The 19,344-nt window shown below is 41.9% G+C and carries 21 protein-coding genes; 19 read left to right on the top strand and 2 right to left on the bottom strand.

Going from position 1 to position 19,344, the window contains the following annotated elements:
* The first annotated feature begins 39 nt into the window (after positions 1-39).
* The 10 genes from K6V43_RS06625 (at position 40) to rpsO (ending at position 8,017) form a co-directional block, all read left to right on the top strand.
* Positions 40-1,029, top strand: a complete 990-nt coding sequence (locus K6V43_RS06625) for a zinc-binding dehydrogenase (protein WP_222382343.1) — start codon at positions 40-42, stop codon at positions 1,027-1,029.
* Positions 1,004-1,453: a MarR family winged helix-turn-helix transcriptional regulator gene (locus K6V43_RS06620; protein WP_222382341.1), complete on the top strand. Its 450-nt coding sequence runs from the start codon at positions 1,004-1,006 to the stop codon at positions 1,451-1,453. Before K6V43_RS06625 ends, K6V43_RS06620 begins: the two co-directional genes overlap by 26 nt.
* Positions 1,446-2,177, top strand: coding sequence for an ABC transporter ATP-binding protein (locus tag K6V43_RS06615; RefSeq protein ID WP_222382339.1), 732 nt, complete (start codon positions 1,446-1,448; stop codon positions 2,175-2,177). The genes K6V43_RS06620 and K6V43_RS06615 overlap by 8 nt, the downstream gene beginning before the upstream one ends.
* The gene (locus K6V43_RS06610) at positions 2,177-3,691 is read left to right on the top strand and encodes an ABC transporter permease/substrate-binding protein (protein WP_222382337.1); all 1,515 of its coding nucleotides are present in this window, start codon (positions 2,177-2,179) and stop codon (positions 3,689-3,691) included. The genes K6V43_RS06615 and K6V43_RS06610 overlap by 1 nt, the downstream gene beginning before the upstream one ends.
* A gap of 9 nt (positions 3,692-3,700) precedes the next feature.
* Positions 3,701-4,462 carry a nuclear transport factor 2 family protein gene (locus K6V43_RS06605; RefSeq protein ID WP_222382335.1) on the top strand — a complete coding sequence of 254 codons (762 nt, stop codon included), beginning with the start codon at positions 3,701-3,703 and terminating at the stop codon, positions 4,460-4,462.
* Positions 4,463-4,560: 98 nt separating this feature from the next.
* Positions 4,561-5,010 (top strand): DUF3290 domain-containing protein, encoded by a 450-nt coding sequence (locus K6V43_RS06600; protein ID WP_222382333.1) that lies wholly within the window; start codon positions 4,561-4,563, stop codon positions 5,008-5,010.
* A 3-nt stretch (positions 5,011-5,013) separates the two neighbouring features.
* Positions 5,014-5,658 carry a YetF domain-containing protein gene (locus tag K6V43_RS06595; protein ID WP_222382331.1) on the top strand — a complete coding sequence of 215 codons (645 nt, stop codon included), beginning with the start codon at positions 5,014-5,016 and terminating at the stop codon, positions 5,656-5,658.
* 231 nt (positions 5,659-5,889) lie between these two features.
* Positions 5,890-7,167, top strand: a complete 1,278-nt coding sequence (locus tag K6V43_RS06590; protein WP_222382376.1) for a solute carrier family 23 protein — start codon at positions 5,890-5,892, stop codon at positions 7,165-7,167.
* A 78-nt stretch (positions 7,168-7,245) separates the two neighbouring features.
* Positions 7,246-7,596 carry a hypothetical protein gene (locus K6V43_RS06585; RefSeq protein WP_222382329.1) on the top strand — a complete coding sequence of 117 codons (351 nt, stop codon included), beginning with the start codon at positions 7,246-7,248 and terminating at the stop codon, positions 7,594-7,596.
* A gap of 151 nt (positions 7,597-7,747) precedes the next feature.
* Positions 7,748-8,017, top strand: a complete 270-nt coding sequence (gene rpsO / locus K6V43_RS06580) for a 30S ribosomal protein S15 (protein ID WP_024391455.1) — start codon at positions 7,748-7,750, stop codon at positions 8,015-8,017.
* A gap of 148 nt (positions 8,018-8,165) precedes the next feature.
* Here rpsO and K6V43_RS06575 read toward each other — a convergent pair whose 3' ends face one another.
* Complete coding sequence (locus K6V43_RS06575; RefSeq protein WP_105126866.1) at positions 8,166-8,993, bottom strand: MurR/RpiR family transcriptional regulator; 828 nt, start codon at positions 8,991-8,993, stop codon at positions 8,166-8,168.
* Between the two features lie 126 nt (positions 8,994-9,119).
* Here K6V43_RS06575 and murQ point away from each other — a divergent pair, with 126 nt between their 5' ends.
* Genes murQ through K6V43_RS06560 form a run of 3 tightly spaced genes read left to right on the top strand, consistent with a single transcriptional unit; the run spans position 9,120 to position 12,481 of the window.
* Complete coding sequence (murQ, locus tag K6V43_RS06570) at positions 9,120-10,031, top strand: N-acetylmuramic acid 6-phosphate etherase (protein WP_222382327.1); 912 nt, start codon at positions 9,120-9,122, stop codon at positions 10,029-10,031.
* 1 nt (position 10,032) lies between these two features.
* A complete protein-coding gene (locus tag K6V43_RS06565; protein ID WP_012775345.1) occupies positions 10,033-11,460 on the top strand; it encodes a PTS transporter subunit EIIC in 1,428 nt (475 codons plus the stop codon).
* The gene (locus K6V43_RS06560; RefSeq protein WP_222382325.1) at positions 11,450-12,481 is read left to right on the top strand and encodes a MupG family TIM beta-alpha barrel fold protein; all 1,032 of its coding nucleotides are present in this window, start codon (positions 11,450-11,452) and stop codon (positions 12,479-12,481) included. The genes K6V43_RS06565 and K6V43_RS06560 overlap by 11 nt, the downstream gene beginning before the upstream one ends.
* Before the next feature lie 80 nt (positions 12,482-12,561).
* Here K6V43_RS06560 and K6V43_RS06555 read toward each other — a convergent pair whose 3' ends face one another.
* Positions 12,562-13,089, bottom strand: coding sequence for a GNAT family N-acetyltransferase (locus K6V43_RS06555; RefSeq protein WP_222382323.1), 528 nt, complete (start codon positions 13,087-13,089; stop codon positions 12,562-12,564).
* A gap of 213 nt (positions 13,090-13,302) precedes the next feature.
* Between K6V43_RS06555 and pnp the strand changes: the two genes are divergently transcribed.
* From pnp to K6V43_RS06525, 6 genes are read left to right on the top strand one after another with little or no spacing between them, the layout of a single operon-like run.
* Positions 13,303-15,522: a polyribonucleotide nucleotidyltransferase gene (pnp, locus tag K6V43_RS06550; RefSeq protein WP_222382321.1), complete on the top strand. Its 2,220-nt coding sequence runs from the start codon at positions 13,303-13,305 to the stop codon at positions 15,520-15,522.
* Between the two features lie 55 nt (positions 15,523-15,577).
* Positions 15,578-16,195: a serine O-acetyltransferase gene (gene cysE / locus K6V43_RS06545; protein WP_024403247.1), complete on the top strand. Its 618-nt coding sequence runs from the start codon at positions 15,578-15,580 to the stop codon at positions 16,193-16,195.
* Between the two features lie 29 nt (positions 16,196-16,224).
* Positions 16,225-16,998: a nucleoside phosphorylase gene (locus K6V43_RS06540; protein WP_222382319.1), complete on the top strand. Its 774-nt coding sequence runs from the start codon at positions 16,225-16,227 to the stop codon at positions 16,996-16,998.
* On the top strand, positions 16,992-17,177 hold the full coding sequence (locus K6V43_RS06535) for a hypothetical protein (protein WP_222382317.1): 186 nt from the start codon (positions 16,992-16,994) through the stop codon (positions 17,175-17,177). The genes K6V43_RS06540 and K6V43_RS06535 overlap by 7 nt, the downstream gene beginning before the upstream one ends.
* A gap of 10 nt (positions 17,178-17,187) precedes the next feature.
* Positions 17,188-18,531, top strand: a complete 1,344-nt coding sequence (gene cysS / locus K6V43_RS06530; protein WP_160863988.1) for a cysteine--tRNA ligase — start codon at positions 17,188-17,190, stop codon at positions 18,529-18,531.
* Positions 18,524-18,928, top strand: coding sequence for a Mini-ribonuclease 3 (locus K6V43_RS06525; RefSeq protein WP_024391466.1), 405 nt, complete (start codon positions 18,524-18,526; stop codon positions 18,926-18,928). The genes cysS and K6V43_RS06525 overlap by 8 nt, the downstream gene beginning before the upstream one ends.
* The last annotated feature ends 416 nt before the right edge of the window (positions 18,929-19,344 follow it).

Below are 19,344 nucleotides of genomic sequence, written 5' to 3'. Positions count from 1 at the left end.
ATAGTAAAAAAGATTGACTAATTACAAAGGAGTGGGCAGATGAAAGCTGTTGTGGTTTCAAAAGCTGGTGGTCCAGAAGTTTTGGAAGTAAAAGAAGTGGCTAGACCGCAGGTCAAAACAGGCTGGTCTTTGGTGAAAATCAAGGGCTTTGGCATCAACCATTCGGAGATTTTTACCAGACAGGGACTGTCACCAAGCGTGATTTTTCCACGTATATTGGGGATTGAGCTGGTCGGTGTGGTCGAGGACACAACAGAGCCAGAGAGATTACCGGTCGGGCAAACAGTCGTGTCCATCATGGGCGAGCTAGGTCGGGCTTTCGACGGTGGTTATGCAGAGTATGCTCTGGTGCCCAATCGGACTCTCTACCCCATCCAGACTGATTTGGGCTGGGCGGAGTTAGCTAGCGTCCCTGAAACCTACTACACTGCCTACGGCTCCATGAAAAATCTCAAGCTGGAAGCGACAGATCGAATCTTGGTGCGTGCGGGGGCTAGCGGGGTTGGACAGGCCTTTGTCAAATTGGTGCGGAGCCAGTTTCCAGACCTGCCTATCTACGCTTCTGTCCGCAATCTAGAAAAGACGGATCAGCTGCTTGCCTCTGGTTTTAGCCAAGTCATCCTTGAAAAAGACGGACGTTTGCAGACGGACCAGACCTTTAGCAAGATTTTTGAGCTGGTTGGTCCTGCTACCCTGTCGGATTCGCTGGCTCATCTAGAAGAGGGGGGTATTGTCTGTTCGACGGGGCAGCTGGGTGGCAAGTGGTATCTGGAGGACTTTGATCCCATTGAGCAGTTGCGAAAGAATGTCTACCTGACTACTTTTTATTCGAACAATGTCAATCAGGTCAAGTTGCAGGAGATGTTTGATTATATTGCACATTATCAGGTGCCAGTTGGGCCTGAGAAGGTTTTTAGCTTGGACACCATTCAGGAGGCTCATCACTATTTAGAGGGGCCAGAGGCTTTTGGCAAGGTGATTGTGCTAAATGAGGAGAGAGACGATGACAGAACTACAAAAACGCAGTAAAGCCTATGCTCGCATCTTTGACCAGCAAGTCGGTCTCTATGAAGGCTACGCTCGCCGGCAGGGGCTCAATGGTAAGTGCTTGTCCATTCTCATGTGGATTTATTATAATCCCGGAGGTGTGACACAAAATTGGGTCAGTAAGAAGACTTACTCTAGTAAGCAGGTGGTCAATGCGACTATTAAGAAATTTATAGAAAATGGTTATGTTTACCTTGAGGAAAATCCAGCAGACAAACGGCATAAGAAGGTCAAATTGACAGAAGCGGGCAAGCAGTTTGCCAGTCAGATTTTAGATCCCTTGGAAGAAGCCGAAAAAACAGCCCTGTCCCAGCTCAGCTTGGAAGACCAGGAACGCTTGCTAGAGCTGACCGAGCGGTATAGCCAGGCTTTGACGAAATTATTACAAGGAGAAAATGATGATTGATTACCAAAATGTGTCCTTGACCTGTAAGGTCAGTGGGCCAATCTTGAAGAATTTGACCTTTGACATTCAAGAAGGGGAGTTCTTTGTCCTGATTGGACCAAGTGGTAGCGGAAAAACAACCACGCTGAAATTGATTAACCGCTTGATCGAGCAGACAGAAGGAGATATTCTTTTTCAGGGCAAACGACTCAAGGATTTTGATCTGCGTGACTTGCGACTGGAAACAGGCTACGTCCTCCAGCAGATTGCTCTTTTTCCAAACATGACAGTGGCAGAAAATATTGCTCTCATTCCTGAGATGAAGGGGTTGAAGAAGGATGAAACCTTGAAAAAAACAAGAGAATTTTTAACTAAGGTTGGCTTGGATCCAGATAGTTATCTGGGGCGTCTACCCAAGGACTTGTCTGGGGGAGAAAAGCAACGGATAGGGATTTTGCGGGCAATTATTGCCAATCCAAAGGTTCTGCTCATGGACGAGCCTTTCTCAGCCTTGGATCCAATTAGCAAGGGGCAGTTGCAAGACTTGATTAAGGAGTTACACGAGGAATTCAAGATGACAACGGTTTTCGTTACCCATGATATGGATGAGGCAGTTAAGCTGGCAGACCGTATCTGCTTGATGAGGGAAGGCGAAGTGGTTCAATTGGGCACGCCTGATGAACTTCGTAACCAGCCTGCCAACGACTTTGTCATCGAATTTATGAAAAATAGGGGAGGTGCCTAATGGATCAGTTGATTGCAACTTTTATCGAACGCAAGGCAGACTGGTTGACAGCCCTCTTTGAGCACCTGCGGATTTCCCTCTTGGCATTGATCATCGCCATTGCTATTGCGGTGCCACTGGGCTTGGTCTTGTCCAACAAGAAAAGGCTGACTGAGTGGAGCTTGCAGGTGACAGGTGTTTTCCAAACCATTCCATCCTTAGCTCTTTTAGGGCTTTTTATTCCCTTTATGGGTATAGGTACTTTACCTGCAGTAGTGGCCTTGGTCATCTATGCAATTTTCCCCATTTTACAAGGGACTTTAACTGGACTTTCGGAAATCGATCCTTCGCTGGAAGAAGCTGCGACAGCCTTTGGGATGACTAAGCTAGAAAAACTGCGTAAATTCGAGCTGGCCTTAGCTATGCCTATTCTTATGTCTGGTATTCGGACGGCTTCTATTATGATTATCGGGACGGCTACGCTTGCGGCCTTGGTCGGTGCAGGTGGTCTAGGCTCCTTTATCCTCTTGGGAATTGACCGAAATGACTCGGCCTTGATTTTGATTGGAGCAGTGTCGTCAGCTGTTTTGGCAGTTCTCTTTGGCTCGATTATCAAGTTCTTGCAGGACAAGAAGCCACGGACCATTTTAGCGGCTCTTTTGGTGACACTCTTGGCGGTCGGAGCTAGTTATGTTCCGCTCAATCAGTCTTCATCGAAAAAGTTGGTCATCGCTGGGAAATTGGGTGCCGAGCCTGAAATCCTCATCAATATGTACAAACTTTTGATTGAAGACCAGACCGATATCGAGGTAGAGGTGGAGCCAAACTTTGGCAAGACCAGCTTCCTCTATGAAGCCCTCAAGGCAGGCTCAATTGATATTTATCCAGAGTACACTGGAACCATTACGACCACCCTTTTGACCAATCCGCCGTCTGACCTGTCCAATAACCCTGAGGAAGTTTACACTTACGCCAAGGAAGCAATTTTGAAGCAGGACAGCTTGGTTTACCTAGCTCCGACAGACTTTCAAAATACCTTTGCCCTGGCGGTGACAGAAGATTATGCTCAGAAAAATGGCATTGAAAAGATTTCGGATTTGGCAAAAGTGCAGCAGACTGCTGTTGCAGGTTTCTCATTAGAGTTTAACGACCGTGAGGATGGTAATGTCGGATTGACCAATCTTTATGGACTAAACCTCAATGTCAAAACCATGGAGCCTGCCCTTCGCTACGAAGCCATTAAAAACGGAGATGTGCAGATTGTAGAAGCCTTCTCGACAGACAGCAAGGTGGTTACTTACAAGCTGAAAATCCTTGAAGATGACAAACAGCTCTTCCCACCCTACCAGGCCGCTCCGCTATTGTCCAAAGAAACCCTAGAGAAATATCCTGAGTTGGAGCAAGTCCTAGGGGTCCTGGCGGGCAACATCTCGACCGAGGAGATGACCCAGATGAACTATGCGGTCGATGTGGAAGGCAAGTCGGCAGAGCAAGTGGCTAGGGAATACTTAAAGCAAGAGAATTTAATAAAATAGGAGATCATCATGTCACATCAACTAGATAACGCTAAAAATCTTTACCTCCGTGGCATTCACGACGGGGAAATCAAGGAAGTTCATGAAAACTATATGGGAGCCACTTACACTCAGCACAGTACGGGTGTGCCTGATGAGAAAGAGGGCTTTGCGGCTTTCTTTGAGGACTTTTTCAAACGCAATCCCAAGCGGGAAATCAGCATTGTGCGTGCCATTGAAGATGCAAACTTTGTCTTTGTCCATGTTCACCAGAAACTCAATGATGGTGAGGCTGAGTGGGTGACGGCGGACATCTTCCGTTCGGATGAAAATGGTCGTATCGTTGAGCATTGGGATGTTATTGATTCCTATCCAAAAACTATTGGTGAAACAGACCCGATTTACGCAGACTTTGAGCTGACAGACTTAGACAAGACCGAGGATAACAAGAAAATCGTCCGTCGTTTCTTGGTAGATGTCCTTCAAAATGGGGAAATCGACAAGTTTGACGACTATGTGGCAGCAGGCCTGATTCAGCATAACCAAGAAATCGCCCAAGGCGGTGCAGCCTATAAGAGCTATCTGGTAGAGAATCAAGTCAACTACGATTTTGTCTTTAAGGTGATGGGACAGGGGGACTATGTCGTGGCTTATTCGAAAGTCTGGATTGCAGGTCAGGACTACGCCCACTTTGACATCTACCGCCTCAAAGACGGAAAGATTGTCGAGCACTGGGACAACAAAGAAGTCATGCCAGACAAAAAAGATTTGACGAATTTAGGGAAGTTTTAAGGGAAAAAAGCAGAGCAGGCAGAAGATTTTCTGTCTGTTTTTCTTCTTGTAAAAATATGCTATAATGGGAAAATCTGTTTGGAAAGGACTATTTTTGCATGAATTTTTATGATTTAGATTACATTATTCAGAATCAATCTTTCAATCTTGTTTTGCGGTCGATTCTGCTGATCGGTTTGCTGATTGTGGCTACGGCGACGGGCCTCTACTATATGCGAAACCGTATCAACACTCGCCTACGGGACATTAGTATCGGCATGGTAATTTTGATGTTTATCATCTTGGGTATTCAAATTGAAGACTATATGCAAAATAACCAAGACTTCACACAATCTCAGGTATTGACACAATTTATCAAAAGTGTCGCCATAGATAATCAAGTATCAGAGAAAGAGGTCTATGTCAACTCGACCACTCTTAAAGACGGCATCATCGTGCGGTACAATGAGGAAAATTACACCGTTCACCTCAATAGTGACAACAATTCCTATACCTTGGTCCGTACGCATGTTATTGACCACAATGTTTATATCAACGGGGAGAAGTAGACTATGGATTTGTATTTATTAGTAGCCTGTAAGTTTATTCTTGGGATTTTTGTGATGATTTTGCAAATCAATATCCTAGGGAAATATGAGTTTTCTGCCAATACACCACTCAATCAAATCCAAAACTATGTCCTCGGTGGCATCATTGGAGGGGTTATCTACAATAACACCATTTCCCTGCTGACCTTTATCATCGTCCTCTTAATCTGGTCCTTGGTGGTCATTGTTGTGAAATTATTGGTCAATCAAAAGTGGATTAAGTCCTTGGTGGTTGGAAATCCTGTCGTGTTAGTGAAGAACGGTCAGGTCAATGTTGAAAATTGTACCCGTGTCGGTCTGTCAGCTGACCAACTCATGCTCCATATTCGTATGGCAGGCTTGCAATCAACCAGAGATATTAAAAGTGCCATTATGGAGCCCAATGGTAGCTTGACGATTTTGGACAAACATTCTCAAAATCCCAAGTTCCCCCTTATCAGCAATGCCCACATCAACGAAGATGTGCTGGATTTGATAGGGAAAAATCAGGATTGGCTGCAAGAACAACTGGAACAGGAAGGTTATCAACTCAAAGATATTTTCCTGGCAGAATACCTTGACGGACAGGTCTATATCACGCCGTATGTGGAGAAGGAATCGGATAAATAGCAGAAATCGCCTGGTGGCATAGAGCTCGCTCCTCGCCTGTCATTTTCCTAAAAAATAAAACTTTTTAAAATTTCTTGCCAAAAGTTGAATGATTATGCTACAATGTCAAAAGCGTAGGTTTTTAAACTCATCCCGTGAGGTGAGAAAGACAACAGGATAATTCATTAAGGGCCTATGACTATGTAAATTTAGAAAGTCTGGGTCTTTTTGTGTACCCAGAGCGGGAGAATGATGAATACAAAAGCCAACCTTTTGTTTGATGTCGATGAGAAACCAGCTCCTCTTCAAGGGATTTTGCTCAGTTTCCAACACGTGTTTGCCATGTTTGGTGCAACGATTTTAGTACCTTTGATTTTGGGAATGCCCGTATCCGTGGCCCTATTTGCATCTGGTATTGGAACCCTGATTTACCAAGTAGCTACTCAATTTAAAGTACCGGTTTATCTTGGTTCTTCATTTGCCTATATTTCAGCTATGGCCTTAGCTATCAAAGAAATGGGCGGAGATGTCTCAGCAGCACAAACAGGTATTTTCTTTGTTGGTCTGATTTATGTACTGATTGCAGGTCTTGTCAAAGCCATTGGTACAAAATGGATTGATACTCTTTTACCACCCGTGGTTATTGGGCCTATGATTATCGTTATCGGTCTTGGCCTTGCCAATTCGGCAGTTACTTCTGCAGGTTTTGTGGCGGATGGTGACTGGAAAAATGTTGTCGTAGCTATAGTCACTTTCTTGATCGCGGCTTTTGTCAATACCAAAGGGAAAGGCTTCGCCAAGATTGTTCCATTCTTAATTGCCATCATCGGTGGTTATATTGTTGCTCTCTTGCTTGGTCTGGTGGATTTCACACCTGTGCTCGAAGCAGCATGGTTTGAGTTGCCAGGATTCTATTTACCATTTGAAACAGGTGTATTCAAATCGTATAATTTTTACTTCGGACCTGAGATGGTTGCCATTTTACCAATTGCTGTAGTGACTGTAGCTGAACATATCGGTGACCATACCGTTCTCAGCCAAATCTGTGGTCGTCAGTTCTTGAAAAACCCAGGTCTCAGTCGTACCTTGATTGGTGATGGTGTAGCGACAGCTGTTTCAGCTTTAATCGGGGGTCCTGCCAATACGACTTATGGAGAAAATACAGGGGTTATCGGTATGACTCGCATCGCGTCAGTATCGGTTATTCGCAATGCTGCTTTTATTGCAATTGCTTTCTCATTCTTGGGTAAATTTACAGCACTCATTTCTACCATTCCAAGTGCCGTTCTCGGAGGAATGTCCATCTTACTATATGGTGTTATTGCATCAAATGGTTTGAAAGTATTGATTGAAAGTCGAGTAGATTTCGGTCAAGTTCGTAACTTAATTGTTGCAAGTTCTATGTTGGTATTAGGACTTGGTGGTGCAGTTCTGAATATTGGTGCGATTACCCTTTCAGGAACAGCCCTCTCGGCAATCGTTGGGATTATCCTTAACCTCATTTTGCCAAAAGCTGAAAATGCCAAGTAATTTCACTCAATTTTGAAGTCAGCTCAGGCTGGCTTTTTTTATGGATTGTGCTATAGTAAAGGAAAATAGGAGACGCTCATGAAAGAATTAGCAAAAGAAATGTATAGCAACACTCTTCATATTTGGTATGAGACAGATGTAATGGCAGACCACGAATATGGTCGAATTTTTGATACTAGTTCAGCCAGCTTAAATGAAGTTGCGGTCAGAATACAGGCAGATGTTGTGGACAATCCAGGTGTCGAAGCGATCTATTGGTATATGGGGCAAGGGTTGGATCAAATCGTGCTGATGGCTCGTTACCAAAAAGACAGATTGCAGGTTCAAGTGAATCTCAAGGATTTTGATTTTGCCTTGCATGTAGATGCGATTGAAATATGGAAAAACGACTTAATTGAAGCAGTTCAAACAGGTCTGTCGGAGAAATAGCAGAGCAGCTCAGCAATTGCTCAAATCAGTTGACAAAAGCACCGTTCCTTGATAGAATGGATAAGGTCCAAAAGGACAAATCTAGCTTTTTCTTGGTCACAGGTCGCCAACCTGTCACTCGGATTGAGCTCAATAAAAAGGAGTATACATTATGGCAATCTCAAAAGAGAAAAAAAATGAAATCATGGCACAATATGCGCGTCATGAAGGCGACACAGGTTCAGTTGAAGTACAAGTAGCAGTACTTACTTGGGAAATCAATCACCTTAACGACCATATCAAACAACACAAAAAAGACCACGCAACTTACCGTGGTTTGATGAAAAAAATCGGTCGCCGTCGTAACTTGTTGGCATACCTCCGCCGCACAGACGTTAACCGTTACCGCGAATTAATCAATTCACTTGGCTTGCGTCGTTAATTAGCAGGTATAGAAACAAAAAAACACAGCACCAGTATCTTGTATACTGAGCTGTGTTTTTTGTTTTTTCACTATTGTATGAGTTGCTTCAATTAAAGATTCGATTGAGCTTAGAGGATTTGCTTTTGTAGTGGATTTATCAGGTGGTCTATTTGATTGCTTCTGTAAGACGTTTTGTTTGTTCTAAGATAGCTGTAATTTCTTGTTTGTGATTTTGGATAAGTGCTAGGTAAAGCAAGTCGGTTAGGAAAAGTGAGTTGCTTCGTGATGTAATAGCCCCGACTCGAAGTTCATGCTCATGTCGTGGGATTCTAAATGTAATATCGGCTAAATCTGCTAATTGATTCTTACCAGTTCCAGTGATAGTTATCGTTGAAACTCCATTTTCTTTTGCGAAACGAAGTGGCTCAACGACTTCTTTTGTCATTCCGCTATAACTAATTCCGATTGCTAAGTCACCGTTTCCAGCGGTTGCAATATTAGCCATCTGAATATGCGTATCTTGTGCAAAAATACATGTTTTACCTATTCTACTCAGCTTGTAGTAAAAGTCACTACAAACAATACCTGATGCCCCAACTCCAAATAAATAAATTCGAGAAGCGCTTTGTAACAATTTTACAGCGGCTTTTAATTCTTCTAAGTTTAGAAAACTGATGGTTTGTTGATTTGAAATTGTTATTGAATGAATTAATTTAGTAGAAATATCGTCAATCGAATCTGATGGCGTGAAGTGAGCATTAAGTAAATCATCATATTTCGATTTGGCTATCTCTATCTTTAACTTATTAAAGTTAGAATAGCCCATTTTTTTACTGATTCGACTGATTGTAGCTGTTGATACTCCGGCGTTATCGGCTAATTGATAGATATTCATTGTTTCAATACGATGGATGTTCTCTTCAATATAATCCAATAATTTGTTTTCGGTAGGGGTTAAATTCTCTATCGAGTGATTTAAAATGTTTCTATTCATAATGATTCCCTTCTAACATGGCTTGTTACAAAGTTTCTTTTATTTCTAAAAAATATTGAAATAATAATACATAAGTTGTATAATACGATTATAGCAAACGTTTACAAAAAAAGAAAGGAGAATAAGATGGATATTGAACGATTGAATACAGAGCAGTCCAATCCAGACTCATTTGCTATTGAGACAATGTCTATCGGGGAAATCACCGCCTACATAAATCGTGAAGATGGCCTGGTTGCTTTAGCTGTACAACGTATATTGCCGCAAATTAATGCAGTAATAGAAATAGTCGTTGACTGCTTGAAAAAGGATGGCAGACTAATCTACATCGGAGCGGGAACCTCAGGAAGGCTAGGAGTTTTGGATGCTTCGGAGTGTCCGCCGACTTTTGGAGTTTCTCCAGAGTTAGTGCAAGGACTTATTGCTGGAGGAAATGGGGCTGTACGTGCCGCCAAAGAGGGGGCAGAGGATAACCGAGCAGCAGCTGTAGAGGATCTGCAACAAATTGGTATATCGCCGAAGGATGTGGTTATCGGGCTTGCTGCTTCAGGAAGAACTCCATATGTCCTTGAGGCGGTCACATATGCTCGTGAAATTGGAGCAAAGACGGCCAGTATTTCCTGTGTACAAGATGCGGAAATCTCCCCATTGGTAGATGCTCCGATTGAAGTATTGGTTGGACCAGAGGTTGTAACGGGATCTAGTCGAATGAAAGCTGGGACAGCTCAAAAAATGATTCTGAATATGATTTCTACCACCTCGATGATACAACTAGGAAAAGTTTTTCGAGGATTCATGGTAGATGTGCAACCGACCAATCAAAAACTGATTCAACGAGCAAAAAGAATTATTTGTGAAACAACTGGCTGTACAGAGATGGAGGCGGAACATATTTTTCAACAAGCCAACCAAGATGTGAAATTAGCCATCTTGATGCAGTTGAGTCAACTTGATCAAATAGAGGCAAAAAAACTTCTGGAAAACTATCATAATCACATTTCATTCGCAATTCAATCAATTTTGGATAAGGAGAATTAAAATGAAAAATACGAAAGATGTTGCAAAGCAAGTTCTTGAAAATGTTGGTGGCAGGGAAAATATCCTAGGGAATGCAGTTTGTATGACACGACTTCGTTTACAGTTACGAGATGACAAGCTGGTTCACCTTGATAGTCTCAAAAACATAGAAGGTGTTTTGGGAGTTGTTGAGGCAGATACACTTCAAATTGTTTTTGGGCCTGGAACAGTGACAAAGGTTGGCCAAGCATTTTCAGAACTGACAGGTATATCATTGGGAAGTGTTGAAGAAGATTACACAACAGCGGATGTTGCTGCTACAAACAAAAGGATAAATAAAGAGAAGTACGACAAGCCAGTTCAACGATTCTTGCAAAAAATTGCTAATATTTTTATACCTATATTACCTGGAATAATTGCGGCAGGATTGATAAATGGGATTACAAATGTCATTAATGTATCAACCGGGAATGCTTTTGCAATGGAATGGTGGTATCAATGTATTAGGACTATGAGTTGGGGACTCTTTACTTTTTTGCCAATCTATGTTGGAATGAATGCGGCAAAAGAATTTAAAGGAAGTCCGATTTTGGGAGCAATGGCCGGAGCTATGTCTGTGGCAGTTCCTTCAATGCCTTTGTTGACAGTAGTGGATGACAAATCAATTTTATTACCTTTTGTGGACAAGGCATTCTCACCTAGTGCAGGCGGTTTGCTAGCGGCTCTATTTGTTGGGATTTTCTTTGCATTTCTAGAAAGAAATATCCGAAAATATATGCCTAGTTTTTTAGACACTTTTTTGACTCCTCTTTGTACAGTCATATTGGGTGGACTGGTTGCTTTGTTAGTCATTCAGCCTCTTGGAGAAGTATTAACCACAGCTATTTATAGTGGATTAAATTTTGTATATGAGAAACTAGGTATAGTAGGTGGGTATATTTTGTCAGCAGGCTTCTTACCATTGGTATCAGTTGGACTACACCAAGCATTGACTCCAATACATGTTTTGTTGAATGATCCGTCTGGGCCAACAGGTGGTATAAATTATCTCTTGCCTATTTTGATGATGGCAGGTGGTGGACAAGTCGGGGCTGGTTTAGCACTCTTTTTGAAAACAAAAAATAAAAAGTTGAAACAACTAACACGAGATTCTATTCCAGTCGGAATATTGGGAATTGGTGAACCGATGATGTACGCTGTCACTTTGCCTTTGGGCAAACCTTTCCTAACCGCTTGTTTAGGTTCAGGTTTTGGCGGAATTTTGGCAGTATTATTCCATTTAGGGACTGTATCTCAAGGAGTTTCTGGTTTGTTTGGACTGTTAATCATGGTACCTGGAAGCCAACTGCAATTTGTTATAGCGATGCTGGCTGCATATGTAGGTGGTTTTGTACTAACTTGGTTCTTTGGTGTGGATGAAGATAGAATTGAGACCGTATATGGAAGTTAATGATTTCTTCAGTCGTTTTGGTTTTTCACTCTATTTATCTAACTCATTTGCTGATTCGGAAAAGTGGTTTATAGAATATCAAAATGCAGGATTTTCCTTTGTTTTCTCTTCGCTTAATATAAACGAAGAAGAGAAGGGAGACGAAAAAATTCGTCATATAGTAACAAAATGTCAACGAGAAGGGCTGATCTTGATTGTGGATATCAATCAAGATAGTTTGAAGCGATTTGGGAAAGAAGGGATTAAAAAGCTCGGTATTAAAGCACTTAGGATTGATGATGGAATTACTATTGAAGTCATGAAATCATTGTCGGAAGATTTTTTACTTGTCTTAAATGCATCTACATTGTCAGATGCCCTTCTGAGAAAGATGATGGAAAATGGTGTTGAGAAAACAAGAGTTTTAGCATGTCATAATTATTATCCTAAACCCTATACAGGTTTGGGAAGGAATAGTGTTCGTGACCTAAATAGTCGGTTACACTCTTATGGAATAAAGGTCATCACATTTATTCCTGGGGACAACAAGCGTTTTCCACTTTTTGAAGGGCTTCCAACCGTTGAAGAACATAGAGCATCTCATCCAATTCAATCTGCGCTCGATTGTATGATGTATTGTGAAAGTGATTATGTATGTATTGGGGATAATGCCTTATCAAGTGCTTCCTTAGAACGATTTTCATATCTGACAAAAGGCATAATAGCTCTATCAGCACAGGTTCCAAAGCAATTGAAGGAAATGTATTTTGAAAATAGAATTGATGCTAGCGACTATGTCATACGTGCTAGCCATTCAAGGAATCAGTTAAAAGGGTATGCAATTCAAGGGCCAGCAAAACATCGGAAACGAGGAGATATTGTTCTTGCTAATGAACGGTTTCTACGCTATCAATCAGAACTAGAAATTTGTTTGGTCGACTTGCCTCAGGACGACCGCCAAATGGTTGTTGGCTATGTCCATGAAAGCGATATCCCTTTGTTGGATTATGTGAAACATCCATTTCATTTTACCTTTATATAAAACGAGTATTTGTGCTGAGAGTTCAATAATTGGTAACTCAAAAACCTCCAAGCGATTTAGTATCATTGGAGGTTTTTATATTACAAATTTTCAATCCAATATCGAAGCATACGCTCGCTACTATTAGGGTCAATACGGGTATCCTCATAAACCCCACCATTTGCAAGGATGGTTTTTTGAGAGGCAATATTCCAATCTGCAGCGGTGATTAAGACTTGGTCAATTCCCAAATTCTTAGCTTCCAGTAGGGCAAGTCGAAGTTGTTCAGTCGCATAGCCTTTTCTTCGCTCTTCTGGGTGAATAGAATAGCCGATATGACCAATATAATTCTTTAAATGCTCGTGATTAAGATCGTGGCGAATAGTGCAAATGCCAACCATCTGTTGATCCATTTCACGAATACAAAGAAATGTAGAAAAAGGAGAACGTTCTGTATGACTTGTCCCATAAGATGACACTGCTTGAATGTGTTCTAGCCATTCCTCAACTGCTTCAAATTGTTGCAGTTTGCCACCACCATGAAGATGTTCATTGCTAAATGCTTCTTTATAGGCTAAGATTTGATTCTTCCATTTTAAACTAGGAACTACAAGATGGCAAGTTTCCATTTTCTACCTCCAACTATTTTGAAAACTTTTTAATTGAGTTTGTCATGAGTATGTTTTCTTGTCAAAAATAGTTTCAAGCCTTTATTTCTACCTAAAATATGATAAAATAAGAATTATGCGTGATTTTGTGCAAAAGAGAGTGAAACAAGCTGTTTGATTGTCTTTTGTAGAAAACACGCAAGAAAAATTTCAGAAAAAAACAGGAGACAATTCATGTCAAAACAAGTATTTGAAACGGTTTTTGCTGGCAAGAAACTAGTCGTTGAAACTGGTCAGGTTGCCAAACAAGCCAATGGTGCAGTAGTTGTTCGTTATGGAGATTCAACAGTACTAACTGCAGCTGTTATGTCTAAGAAAATGGCAACTGGTGATTTCTTCCCCCTCCAAGTTAACTACGAAGAAAAGATGTATGCTGCAGGGAAATTCCCAGGTGGCTGGATGAAGCGTGAAGGCCGTCCGTCAACTGATGCTACCTTGACAGCTCGTTTGATTGATCGTCCGATTCGTCCAATGTTTGCGGAAGGTTTCCGTAACGAAGTTCAAGTCATCAACACAGTGCTTTCTTATGATCCAGATGCATCTGCTCCAATGGCAGCCATGTTTGGTTCCTCATTGGCATTAGCAATCTCAGACATTCCATTCAATGGTCCAATTGCTGGTGTTCAGGTTGGTTATGTTAATGGCGAATTGATTATTAACCCAGATCAAGCTCAACAAGAAGCATCCCTTTTAGAATTGACAGTTGCTGGTAACAAAGACGCTATCAACATGGTTGAATCGGGTGCCAAAGAATTATCAGAAGAAGTGATGTTGGAAGCACTCTTGAAAGGTCATGCGGCTATTCAAGAACTTTTGGATTTCCAAAATCAAATCGTGGCAGCGGTTGGTAAGGAAAAAGCAGATGTGGAGCTTCTTCAAGTGGACCCAGAATTGCAGGCTGAGATTGTTGCAGCTTACAATGACGATTTGAAAAAAGCGGTGCAGGTTGAAGAAAAATTGGCCCGTGAAGATGCGACCAATGCCGTTCGTGAGACTATCATCGCAGCTTACGAAGAAAAATACGCTGAACACGAAGAATTTGACCGTATCATGCGTGATGTCCATGGAATCTTGGAACTCATGGAGCATGCAGAAGTTCGTCGTTTGATTACTGAAGACAAGGTCCGTCCAGATGGTCGCCGTGTGGATGAGATTCGTCCTTTGGATGCAGAAGTAGACTTTTTGCCAAATGTTCACGGCTCAGGTCTCTTTACCCGTGGTCAAACGCAAGCCCTCTCTGTCTTGACCTTGGCACCAATGGGAGAAACCCAAATCATCGACGGTTTAGATGATGAGTACAAGAAACGATTCTTGCATCACTACAATTTCCCGCAATACTCAGTTGGCTCAACTGGTCGTTACGGTGCACCAGGTCGTCGTGAGATTGGTCACGGTGCTCTCGGTGAGCGCGCTCTTGAGGAAGTCTTGCCTAGCTTGGAAGACTTCCCTTACGCTATCCGCTTGGTAGCAGAAGTCTTGGAGTCAAACGGTTCTTCTTCACAGGCATCTATCACAGCTGGTACCCTTGCCCTTATGGCAGGTGGTGTGCCAATCAAGGCACCCGTTGCAGGGATTGCTATGGGTCTGATCTCAGATGGTACCAATTACACCGTCTTGACCGATATTCAAGGTCTTGAGGATCACTTCGGCGATATGGACTTCAAGGTAGCTGGTACTCGTGACGGTATCACAGCCCTTCAAATGGACATCAAGATTGACGGTATCACACCACAAATCTTGGAAGAAGCCTTGGCACAAGCTAAGAAGGCACGTTTTGAAATCCTTGATGTCATCGAAGCGACTATCCCAGAAGTTCGTCCTGACTTGGCACCAACTGCACCGAAGATTGACACTATCAAGATTGATGTGGATAAGATCAAGATTGTTATTGGTAAGGGTGGTGAAACCATCGATAAGATTATTGCAGAAACTGGCGTGAAAATTGATATCGACGAAGACGGTCTTGTGGCGATCTTCTCACCAGACCGTGCTGCAATTGAGCGCACAAAAGAAATCATCGCTGGTCTTGTCCGTGAAGCAAAAGTGGACGAAGTCTTCCAAGCAAAAGTGGTTCGTTTGGAGAAATTCGGTGCCTTTGTCAACCTTTTTGACAAGACCGATGCCCTCGTCCACGTTTCTGAAATGGCTTGGACACGTGTCAATAAACCAGAAGATTTGGTTGAGGTTGGCGATGTTGTAGATGTTAAGGTGATAAAAATTGATGATAAGGGACGTATTGATGCTTCTATGAAAGCTCTTCTACCAAAACCAGAAGGCTATGTGGAACCAGAAAAACGTGAACGTTCAGAAAAACCTCGTCGTCATAAAGAACACAAAGAGAAAAAAGATAATAACTTTGGTGAATTTAAATTTCATAAAGTAGATAAAAAATAATGGTGAAGTAGGCAAGTCCCGAAATGGACTTGTCTTCTCGCTAGAAGGAGAAGTCATGGGTTGGTGGAAGGATACCATAGAAATTGTAAAAGAAAAAGATCCGGCGGCACGGAACTCCTTGGAAGTCCTTTTGACCTACCCAGGAGTCAAGGCACTGGCTGCTCATCGTCTCTCTCACTGGATGTGGCAAAATGGTTTTAAATTATTAGCTCGGATGCACAGTCAGTTTTGGCGATTTTGGACCAACATTGAAATTCATCCAGGTGCAGAAATTGCCTCGGGAGTCTTTATTGATCATGGCGCAGGATTGGTAATTGGTGAGACTGCAATTGTCGAATCTGGTGTAATGTTATACCATGGAGTAACTCTTGGAGGAACAGGGAAGGATACAGGGAAGCGTCATCCAACAGTTCGAAAAGGGGCACTCGTTTCTGCACATGCCCAGGTGATTGGCCCTGTTGAAATCGGAGAAAATGCGAAAGTAGGTGCAGCTGCCGTTGTCCTAGCCGATGTGCCAGCAGATGTGACAGTGGTCGGCATGCCAGCTAAAATTGTCCGTGTTCATGGGAAAAAAGATGAGCAAGCCATTCATGATATGGAAGGCGGTCGTGAATACTACACAACCAAGCTAGCAGAACTGAGAGAAGCTAGCCATCGCTCCTCACATTTGTAGAGTTGTAAGGGACAAGATTCGGAGGGGAAATGCTACTAGAAGAATTTGAAAATACCTCTGCGGTCATTGAACCGACAGATGCCTCTATTCGGGGTGGTGGTGAAACCTGTAATACTTTAATTCTGTCATTTAATGGGGAAATTATTGAGAGAGTTGCCGAGTTCGAAAATGTATATGAGGGTGGAGCTCTTCACAATCTAAATGGCCGGTTGCCATGGTATATTTATGAAGAAAGTGGAGTGAGAGTTGGTGTCATGTTAGCCCCAATTGGAGCTTCTATGATTGTTGGGAACCTAGAAGAATTGAAAGCCAAAGGGTTTCAAAATTTTATTGTATTTGGTACTTGTGGAGTACTGGATCGGTCTATTGCAGTAGATAAGATTATCCTACCAAGCTCAGCCTTACGCGATGAGGGAACTAGTTATCATTATGCACCAGCCAGTGATGAGATTAGCTATCATTCGGAACTATTATTGACCGTGGAAGAAGCCTTGGATCAAGCAGGAATTGAACATGTTCGGACTAAGACATGGACGACAGATGCATTTTATAGAGAAACAGCAGCTAAGGTTAAACGTCGCTTGACTGCTGGGGCAATGGTGGTTGATATGGAAGCATCAGCTATTATGGCATGGTCCCAGTTCCGACAGGCTAATGTCTATCAATTTTTCTACACAGCTGATTATGTGGACCACCATAACAATGAGTGGGATACTCGTCGTGAGGAGAGAAATGTTGACTGTATGACTTTCTTTGAAATCGCGATGGACATTGCTAAAAAATTAGAAAGTACAGTATGTTAAAAGAATTAGTGAAACAGAATTGGCCCTATATCTTGACTTCTATCGTTGGAACGATTCTATTTATCGTTAAATTTTCACAAGGTAATTGGCAGGTTGGGATGATTTGGTTGGCAGCAACAGCCTATTGGCTAGTAAAACTGTATCAAAAATACCAAACCTTGAAGAATGTTCAGAAGTAAAGGAGAATCTATGATTAAAATTTACGATACCATGACCCGCAGTTTACGTGATTTTGTACCCTTGGAAGAAGGCAAGGTAAAAATGTATGTCTGCGGACCAACGGTTTATAACTATATTCATATCGGTAATGCACGAAGTGTGGTAGCTTTTGATACCATCCGCCGTTATTTTGAATACCGTGGCTTTGATGTAGCTTACATTTCAAACTTTACGGACGTGGATGACAAGATTATCAAAGCTGCAAATGAAGCTGGTATGACAACAAAGGAATTATCTGATAAGTTTATTGCGGCATTTAAGGATGACGTGGCAAAATTAGGAGTTAAACCTGCAACCAAGAATCCTCGTGTTATCGATTATATGGACCAAATCATTGATTTTGTCCAAGCTCTATTGGATAAGGGCTATGCATATGAAGCAGAAGGGGATGTTTATTTCCGTGTTGAAAAGGCAAAGAATTATGCCCGTTTGGCCAATAAAACTTTGTCAGAGTTAGAAGCTGGAGCATCTGGGCGTGTCGATGGAGAGGGGCAATTGAAAGAACATCCATTTGACTTTGCCTTGTGGAAATCAGCTAAGCCAGGAGAAGTGTCATGGGAAAGTCCTTGGGGTCTAGGTCGTCCAGGCTGGCATATCGAGTGTTCGGTTATGGCAACAGAGATATTGGGAGATACCATAGATATTCATGGTGGCGGAGCAGACTTGGAGTTTCCGCACCATACCAACGAGATTGCCCAATCAGAATGTAAAACAGGCCAGACATTCGCAAATTACTGGATGCATAATGCTATGCTGAATATCAATGATGAAAAAATGTCCAAGTCATTAGGGAATTTTTTAACTGCACATGATATGTTGGAGAACATTGATGGGCCAGTTTTACGGTTTTTCCTTGCGACCCAGCACTATCGCCGACCACTGAACTACACGGAGAAAGCTATCTCCGATGCGGAAACTAATTTAAAATACTTAAAAAACACCTATACTCAACCAGTGCTGAATGTGTCTAATCACACGGTATTAGCTAAACATTTAGCGGCGTTCGAGACTGCAATGGATGATGATTTTAATGCTGCAAATGGCATTACAGCAATTTTCGACTTTGCCAAATGGATCAACTCCGGAAACTATGATGCCATTGTCAAGGAAGCCTTTGGAAAAATGTTGGCAGTCTTTGGAATTGTCTTTGAGGAAGAGGTCTTAGACAGTGAGATTGAAGCCTTAATTGAGGAGCGGCAAGTAGCGCGTGCCAATAGGGACTTTGCAACAGCGGACCGTATTCGGGATGAATTGGCGGAGCAAGGGATTAAATTATTAGATACAAAAGATGGCGTGAGGTGGACACGTGACTAGTGTAGTTGATGTGAACCTTATCAACGGAATTGCTCTTGCTTTTGAAGGTGACGCAGTATATTCTATGTATATCAGGCGACATTTGATATTCAAGGGATTGACCAAGCCCAACAAATTACACAGTGAAGCAAATAAATACGTCTCGGCAAAGGCACAAGCCAGTCTTATCGTAGCTCTCTTAGAAACTCAGCTATTAAATGAGAAAGAAGAAGAAATCTATCGAAGAGGTCGTAATGCAAATAGCCACACAAAGGCTAAAAATGCAGATATTGTGACTTATCGTATGTCTACAGGTTTTGAGGCAGTTTTGGGCTACCTCCATATGACAAATCAATTTGAACGACTCGATGAGCTTATCACTTGGTGTATTGAAACAGTAGAAAACAAATCCATATAAAGAAGATAGTCTGATGAGATTGTCTTCTATTTTTTTATCAGATAAGATCTTGAATAGAATTTACACTCCCTGCTAACTGAAATTCTCTAGTAGCACCTTCCTTCTGCAACCGTAAAATAAGAAACAAACATAGCTCTAGCTTCAACCAGTAGACATGAACAATGCTGACTCTCATTCCTACATTCCATTACCTACAAAAAGGGTAATACATAACCAATGTTTATTGAATTGTCAAAGGATATAAACTTTGCTATGACACTCTGATTTTTCAACTCTAAACGATTTACTGGATCGTCAAAAATAAAAAAGGGTAAATTCTCAAAGTAAGTTCTAGTTCCCGTTCTTCCAGAAGTTACTCTGAGAAAACTGCATAAAATCAACAGAATTTAGTCTCAGACTAAGTTCTGTTTTTTGAC

It is taken from the genome of Streptococcus suis, assembly GCF_019794615.1.
Classification (GTDB): Bacteria; Bacillota; Bacilli; order Lactobacillales; family Streptococcaceae; genus Streptococcus; species Streptococcus suis_AI.
Note: the sequence above shows the minus strand (reverse complement) of the source record. Positions and strands in the feature narration are given on the sequence as shown.

What these genes read in the sequence shown, in the direction of transcription:
- K6V43_RS06625 (WP_222382343.1), top strand. Translation starts at nt 40, where the DNA reads ATGAAAGCTGTTGTGGTTTCAAAAGCTGGTGGTCCAGAAGTTTTGGAA.
- K6V43_RS06620 (WP_222382341.1), top strand. Translation starts at nt 1,004, where the DNA reads ATGACAGAACTACAAAAACGCAGTAAAGCCTATGCTCGCATCTTTGAC.
- K6V43_RS06615 (WP_222382339.1), top strand. Translation starts at nt 1,446, where the DNA reads ATGATTGATTACCAAAATGTGTCCTTGACCTGTAAGGTCAGTGGGCCA.
- K6V43_RS06610 (WP_222382337.1), top strand. Translation starts at nt 2,177, where the DNA reads ATGGATCAGTTGATTGCAACTTTTATCGAACGCAAGGCAGACTGGTTG.
- K6V43_RS06605 (WP_222382335.1), top strand. Translation starts at nt 3,701, where the DNA reads ATGTCACATCAACTAGATAACGCTAAAAATCTTTACCTCCGTGGCATT.
- K6V43_RS06600 (WP_222382333.1), top strand. Translation starts at nt 4,561, where the DNA reads ATGAATTTTTATGATTTAGATTACATTATTCAGAATCAATCTTTCAAT.
- K6V43_RS06595 (WP_222382331.1), top strand. Translation starts at nt 5,014, where the DNA reads ATGGATTTGTATTTATTAGTAGCCTGTAAGTTTATTCTTGGGATTTTT.
- K6V43_RS06590 (WP_222382376.1), top strand. Translation starts at nt 5,890, where the DNA reads ATGAATACAAAAGCCAACCTTTTGTTTGATGTCGATGAGAAACCAGCT.
- K6V43_RS06585 (WP_222382329.1), top strand. Translation starts at nt 7,246, where the DNA reads ATGAAAGAATTAGCAAAAGAAATGTATAGCAACACTCTTCATATTTGG.
- rpsO (WP_024391455.1), top strand. Translation starts at nt 7,748, where the DNA reads ATGGCAATCTCAAAAGAGAAAAAAAATGAAATCATGGCACAATATGCG.
- K6V43_RS06575 (WP_105126866.1), bottom strand. Translation starts at nt 8,993, where the DNA reads ATGAATAGAAACATTTTAAATCACTCGATAGAGAATTTAACCCCTACC.
- murQ (WP_222382327.1), top strand. Translation starts at nt 9,120, where the DNA reads ATGGATATTGAACGATTGAATACAGAGCAGTCCAATCCAGACTCATTT.
- K6V43_RS06565 (WP_012775345.1), top strand. Translation starts at nt 10,033, where the DNA reads ATGAAAAATACGAAAGATGTTGCAAAGCAAGTTCTTGAAAATGTTGGT.
- K6V43_RS06560 (WP_222382325.1), top strand. Translation starts at nt 11,450, where the DNA reads ATGGAAGTTAATGATTTCTTCAGTCGTTTTGGTTTTTCACTCTATTTA.
- K6V43_RS06555 (WP_222382323.1), bottom strand. Translation starts at nt 13,089, where the DNA reads ATGGAAACTTGCCATCTTGTAGTTCCTAGTTTAAAATGGAAGAATCAA.
- pnp (WP_222382321.1), top strand. Translation starts at nt 13,303, where the DNA reads ATGTCAAAACAAGTATTTGAAACGGTTTTTGCTGGCAAGAAACTAGTC.
- cysE (WP_024403247.1), top strand. Translation starts at nt 15,578, where the DNA reads ATGGGTTGGTGGAAGGATACCATAGAAATTGTAAAAGAAAAAGATCCG.
- K6V43_RS06540 (WP_222382319.1), top strand. Translation starts at nt 16,225, where the DNA reads ATGCTACTAGAAGAATTTGAAAATACCTCTGCGGTCATTGAACCGACA.
- K6V43_RS06535 (WP_222382317.1), top strand. Translation starts at nt 16,992, where the DNA reads ATGTTAAAAGAATTAGTGAAACAGAATTGGCCCTATATCTTGACTTCT.
- cysS (WP_160863988.1), top strand. Translation starts at nt 17,188, where the DNA reads ATGATTAAAATTTACGATACCATGACCCGCAGTTTACGTGATTTTGTA.